Origin of the sequence: uncultured Veillonella sp., from assembly GCF_938010505.1 — a bacterium.
In the GTDB taxonomy this organism is placed as follows: domain Bacteria; phylum Bacillota; class Negativicutes; order Veillonellales; family Veillonellaceae; genus Veillonella.
Map to the genome: position 1 here is coordinate 1 of NZ_CALLVP010000030.1, position 5,420 is coordinate 5,420.

8 protein-coding genes and 1 pseudogene are annotated in these 5,420 nt (G+C 36.8%); all 9 read right to left on the minus strand.

The features are described 5' to 3' along the window. Nucleotides 1-149: pseudogene (locus Q0507_RS09740) on the minus strand (NAD(+)/NADH kinase); the annotation flags it as partial. A gap of 9 nt (nt 150-158) precedes the next feature. Then, nucleotides 159-962, minus strand: coding sequence for a TlyA family RNA methyltransferase (locus Q0507_RS01580; protein ID WP_298711383.1), 804 nt, complete (start codon nt 960-962; stop codon nt 159-161). Further along, the gene (locus Q0507_RS01585; protein ID WP_298711386.1) at nt 959-1,438 is read right to left on the minus strand and encodes a divergent PAP2 family protein; all 480 of its coding nucleotides are present in this window, start codon (nt 1,436-1,438) and stop codon (nt 959-961) included. The genes Q0507_RS01580 and Q0507_RS01585 overlap by 4 nt, the downstream gene beginning before the upstream one ends. Before the next feature lie 28 nt (nt 1,439-1,466). Then, entirely contained in the window at nt 1,467-2,345 is an 879-nt protein-coding gene (locus Q0507_RS01590; protein WP_298711389.1) for a polyprenyl synthetase family protein, read from the minus strand. Nucleotides 2,346-2,354: 9 nt separating this feature from the next. After that, complete coding sequence (gene xseB / locus Q0507_RS01595) at nt 2,355-2,561, minus strand: exodeoxyribonuclease VII small subunit (RefSeq protein ID WP_298711392.1); 207 nt, start codon at nt 2,559-2,561, stop codon at nt 2,355-2,357. Further along, entirely contained in the window at nt 2,536-3,759 is a 1,224-nt protein-coding gene (gene xseA / locus Q0507_RS01600; protein ID WP_298711395.1) for an exodeoxyribonuclease VII large subunit, read from the minus strand. Before xseA ends, xseB begins: the two co-directional genes overlap by 26 nt. A 2-nt stretch (nt 3,760-3,761) precedes the next feature. Next, nucleotides 3,762-4,715, minus strand: coding sequence for an FGGY-family carbohydrate kinase (locus Q0507_RS01605; RefSeq protein ID WP_298711398.1), 954 nt, complete (start codon nt 4,713-4,715; stop codon nt 3,762-3,764). Continuing rightward, entirely contained in the window at nt 4,715-5,119 is a 405-nt protein-coding gene (gene nusB, locus Q0507_RS01610) for a transcription antitermination factor NusB (RefSeq protein WP_298711401.1), read from the minus strand. The genes Q0507_RS01605 and nusB overlap by 1 nt, the downstream gene beginning before the upstream one ends. After that, a partial coding sequence (locus tag Q0507_RS01615; protein ID WP_298711406.1) for an Asp23/Gls24 family envelope stress response protein occupies nt 5,109-5,420 on the minus strand: 312 nt, incomplete at its 5' end. The genes nusB and Q0507_RS01615, both read right to left, overlap by 11 nt.

Sequence of the window (5,420 nt, forward strand, 5' to 3'; positions counted from 1 at the left end):
GGAATCTTAAGTACTCGTGCAGGTGCATCTGATTCGAGATCATCTGGCAAAAATACTTCGATACCTTCTTCTTTACAAATATGAGCAGCCATTTTTAAAACTGCCATAATATTGCTTTTCCCCATATTAGGGAAGAATCCGATACGCATAGTAATCTCCTATAATGAATGAGCTTCTGTAACGACTGAATCAATTAATTCCTCGCTAATTAATAAAGCCCCCTCTTCGTACTTTTTAAAATAACCTAAAAACTCAATATTCCCTTCCATCCCCTTAATTGGTGAAAAGGTTAATCCATGGATATATAAACCACAGTCATAAGCAACTTGTAGAATTCGATGTAAAACCTCTTTATGAATTTCACTATCTCGCACTATACCGCCCTTACCAACATTTTCTTTACCAGCCTCAAATTGTGGTTTTATTAAGGCCACAAGTGAGCCCGTATCTTTTAATAAATTAGTAGCTACTGGTAAAACTTTGTCTAAAGAAATAAATGCTACATCAATAGATATAAAATCGACAAGTTCACCTAGCTGCTCAGTAGTAACAGTACGGATGTTTTGTTTCTCCATGTTGATTACACGTGAATCTTGGCGTAACTTCCAAGCTAACTGATTATAACCTACATCGATGGCAAATACTTTTGAGGCACCATTTTGTAGTGCACAATCTGTAAAGCCACCCGTACTGGCTCCTATATCAACCATCACAGCATCTTGTAAATCAATCGGATATATTTGTAGTGCTTTTTCCAACTTGAGGCCACCGCGACTTACATAAGGTAAGGTATTGCCTTTTACAACAATATTAGCATCCACAGAAATTTTAGTGCCGGCTTTATCTATACGTGTAGTATCCATAAAGATAAGACCCGCCATAATAGCAGCTTTTGCTTTTTCTCTACTTTCAAAAAGACCTCGATTAACGAGGAGTATGTCTAACCGTTCTTTACTGCTCATATTACACCATGATAAATACAATAAAACTGAATATAGGCAACGAGAATACCGAGAATTAAACCGCCAAATACTTCGACAGGTGTATGCCCTAGCAACTCTTTTAGTGCTTCTTTACGTGTAATGACAACAGGTATATTTTTTTTCGTAAAGTAATCCACAATTTGATTAAGTATTTGCGCTTGTCGTCCAGCTTCTAGCCTTACACCTGACGCATCATACATAACGACAATAGAAAATACCAAAGATAATATAAAAAGATCTGATACACCATTTTTTAAATAAATTGCTGTTGTTGTAGCAATGACAAAGGATGTATGAGAACTTGGAAAGCCACCTGAGCCAACAAGGCGCTCTGGACGAAATTTACCATGCCTTACCAATTGCCATACGAATTTGATAGCTTGAGCAGTAAACCAGCCCCAAAATGCGGCTTGTGCTATATAATTATGTGCGATTTGTACTAATATATCCATCATTTTTTATACCTTCTACAGGTAATACTTATTAATTCGTACGTTCTAAAAGATAATCAATCAATGCAGCCAGTATAGTTGTATCATAAAAAACCAAACTTAATGCATCATGAGCTTGTTGACCTACTAAGGAGGCTTGTTGTTTTGCTTCCTCTAAACCTAGTAAAGATACATACGTAGATTTATGTTGGCGGATATCACTACCAGGCGTCTTCCCTAATTCTTCGATAGTACCTGTTACATCTAGAATATCATCAGTGATTTGGAATAACAATCCCAAGAAATTCGAATATTCCATAAGAGCTGTTCGTGTATTATCGTCAGCATCTCCTAAAATAAGGCCTAATTCTACAGAAGCGTTAAATAATGCACCTGTTTTACCACGATGTAAAACCTTTAACTCTTCTAGTGGAATATGTTTGTCTTCGCTAAGCATATCAAAGGCTTGTCCCCCAACCATGCCTTCAGGACCCGCAGCAATAGCAACGCATTGAATAGAATCTAATTTTTGCTGTGCACTAGCAACTGCATTAGATGTCATTAATTGAAATGCGTATGTCAATAATCCATCGCCTGCCAAGATAGCTAGCCCTTCACCGAATACTTTGTGATTAGTCAAATTGCCACGACGATAATCATCATTATCCATAGCCGGTAAATCATCATGCACCAAAGAATAGGTATGGATACACTCCATAGCACATAAAAATTCCTTATAATCAGATGGATCTTTATGAAGCATTTCTAATACAGCTTTAGATAAGATTGGTCGGATTCGTTTTCCACCTTGCATTAAACTATAATTCATAGATTCATAAAGTGGTTTAAATTCTTGATTTGGGCTAGTTAATACCTCCCCTAACCACTGTTCAATATTTTGTTTGCTAGACGCTAAATAATCTTTGAACATAGAATCTCCTTATTCGCTGATGCGCACTTCTTCGATAATTTGTTGCACCTCAGTCTCAACAGAATCAAGCATTTCTGCACATTCCTTAACTAAGGTTAGCCCTTTTTTATATTGTGTTAAAAGTTCAGAGATAGTCATATCACCATCGTCTAACTGCTTAACAATATCTTCTAAAGCTTTATACTTTTTTTCATAATTTTTTAGTGATGTGGCCATCTTTGTGTGCCTCCTTTACCGTAGCATTAAAGTATCCATCAGCTAGTGTAACTCGTATATCATCATTCGGTTGTAATTGAGTAACCGAAGTAATAGATTCATTATCATGTTCAACCTTTGCAAAGCCTTTAACCATCATTTGTAATGGATTTAAAGACTCTAACTGTTGAGCTAATAATGCTAAACTATGCTTTTCAGTATTACATCTCTCTTTGGTAACATTTGTTAATGTCTGTGAAAGTTCTTGTAAATACGATTTTTGCTTATGCAAAAACTGAAGTGCCGGTATACCAAGTCTGCGATTAAAGAGTAATGTCAAATCGGTTCGTTTTTGTTGTAGTGTATAACGTATATATTCGTGTAAATACTCTTCTTTTTCTGTTAACTGATCTTGCAATGTTGTAAGTGGCAAGACCGCCATCTCTGTAGCATGACTTGGCGTAGCACCGCGTGCATCTGCTACATAATCACATAAGGTGTAATCAGTTTCATGTCCTACAGCAGAAATAACAGGAGTATTAGCTTTATAAATAGCTTCTACTACAGCTCTATCATTGAAGCACCACAAGTCCTCCATAGAACCGCCACCACGACCAACGATAATAACATCTACATCGGAATCTGCATCAGCAGCAGCAATACCTTTAGCAATAATTGGTCCCGCCGTATTACCTTGTACAGGAACAGCGAATAATTTAAATTGAACTAATGGATTACGTCGCTCGCTGACATGCAAAATATCGTGTAATACGGCGCCAGATTGAGACGTGACAATACCAATGCAGCTCGCCATATACGGTAAACTTTGTTTGTGGCTATCATCAAAGTATCCTAAAGCGGTTAATTCTCGTTTTAAAGCGTCAAATTCAAGCTGCAACGGGCTTTTGGAACCTATTTGCATATCAGATGCAATGAGATTTAAACGACCCATTTTATTGTAAAAGTTAACAGATGCTTTTACAGTCACTAATAAACCATTTTGAATGGCATTGGCTAGACCCTTTTGCATAACTGTACTAGACCACATTGTCACATCAATAGCAGATTCCTCATCTTTCAAAGAAAAATACATATGACCACTACTATGACGTTTTGCGTTAATGATGGTACCACTTACGTATACATTCTTTAATAGATACTCACGATCTAAAGTACGCTTTATAAGATTGTTCAATTGTGTAATGGTTAATACATTCACGATTATCCTCTAGATTCTTGTAAATAAGCAGCACCAAAAGCATTGCCTGTGGCATTATCAACAGAAAACTGTGGCTGTGCCACATGTAATTTAAGATAATTTCGTTTACAATAGGTTTCCATCCGCTTACGAAGTAAACTATTACTCATCACACCACCTACAGCGATAAGTGTACGTACAGGTTTCTCTTTAGTATGATAAGTTATCATTTTCTCTAGAGCATTTCCCATAGAAGTAAAAACAGCTCTAGCTAAATTAGCTTTGTCCGTATCACTCATAGCTTCATTTATACGTCGCATAGCAGCACTACAAGGGCCGGCAAAGCTAATCCAGCCATCTTTTACAGATGATGGCAATGGTTCATACTCTGTAGTTTGTAATGCTAATGCCTCTAAATGTTTGCCTGCAGGAAATGGTAAGCCCAACGCGACACCTATGCGATCAACATATTGCCCCCCTTGTAAATCTTTAGAACCACCAACGATGTGAGATTCAAAAATACCGTTTCCTTGATAATGGCAATATACTAGTTCTGTCGTGCCACCTGATAGATGTAATGCCAAAAATGGCTCATTAGGAATATTTTTTAAATCCCTCAAAGCAGCTAATATATGATTCTCTTGATGTGCAAAAATATGTAAAGGCACATTCATAATATGACTCAAGGTTTGCCCCTGTCCTAACCCGACCATAAAGGCAGGCATATAAGAGCGTTCTTCACGGCGCGGAAAGCCACTAACACCGATACCGCTAATCGGTACTTGAGGTAATTCTGACATTAGTTTAGGCAATACCTTTATATGCTGAAAGACCATATTTGATTGTTGTAGTCCTCGCTCACCTAGTTTTACCTCTAAGATTTTACGTGCTTCCCCTACTATGTGAAAGTCGCTATCTACAATGGCACAACTTGTAGTGTAACAACTCGTATCAATGCCTAAGTAATATCGTTTCATTATTTACTCTTATTATATGCGTCTAAGATTGCATTAATTAATTTATAAGATGCATCAGAGCCAAACTCTTTAGCTAATTGAATGGCTTCATTAATAGCAATAGATGGCTCTAAAGGTTCCACTTTATTTGTCATTTCCCAAACAGCAATACGTAAAATAGAACGATCCACCTTATCTAAATTTGCTACTTTACGAGATTTACAGAATGGCTGTAATGTAGCATCAATTGCTTCAGCGTTTGATAGTACACCCTCTATAATACTATTTGCATATGCCTTATCCATTGCTTTATGAATGTTTCCTTCGGGAAATTGAACATCATTTTGATCAGTATGAAATTCATTGGCATATAACATTTGGAATGCGTATTGACGAGCCTCTCGCCGATTTCGCTTAGTTACCATGTAAAACTGGCTCCTTTTCTTTTACAATCCCTTCAATATGTACATCAACCTTAACATGATCAAGATCTAGCATATTTTTTAAGATTTGTTTGATTTCTGACTGCAGCTGTTTGGATAATTCAATAAGATTATATCCATACAAAGCTTTGATATAAATGTTAATTTCAATAAAACCTTTACGATGTTTTACATTGATACCAGGTAAGCTACGCTGACCAAAAGCATGGGTAATACCCTCTACCAACTCATCGTAAAAGCGTGGGCTTAAAGAATGAATACCAGGAATGGTTCCTAAAGTTTT

Bases quoted from the DNA above. Each gene is read 5' to 3' on its own strand.
- xseB (WP_298711392.1), bottom strand. From the start codon at position 2,561: ATGGCCACATCACTAAAAAATTATGAAAAAAAGTATAAAGCTTTAGAA.
- Q0507_RS01590 (WP_298711389.1), bottom strand. From the start codon at position 2,345: ATGTTCAAAGATTATTTAGCGTCTAGCAAACAAAATATTGAACAGTGG.
- Q0507_RS01585 (WP_298711386.1), bottom strand. From the start codon at position 1,438: ATGATGGATATATTAGTACAAATCGCACATAATTATATAGCACAAGCC.
- nusB (WP_298711401.1), bottom strand. From the start codon at position 5,119: ATGGTAACTAAGCGAAATCGGCGAGAGGCTCGTCAATACGCATTCCAA.
- Q0507_RS01580 (WP_298711383.1), bottom strand. From the start codon at position 962: ATGAGCAGTAAAGAACGGTTAGACATACTCCTCGTTAATCGAGGTCTT.
- Q0507_RS01605 (WP_298711398.1), bottom strand. From the start codon at position 4,715: ATGAAACGATATTACTTAGGCATTGATACGAGTTGTTACACTACAAGT.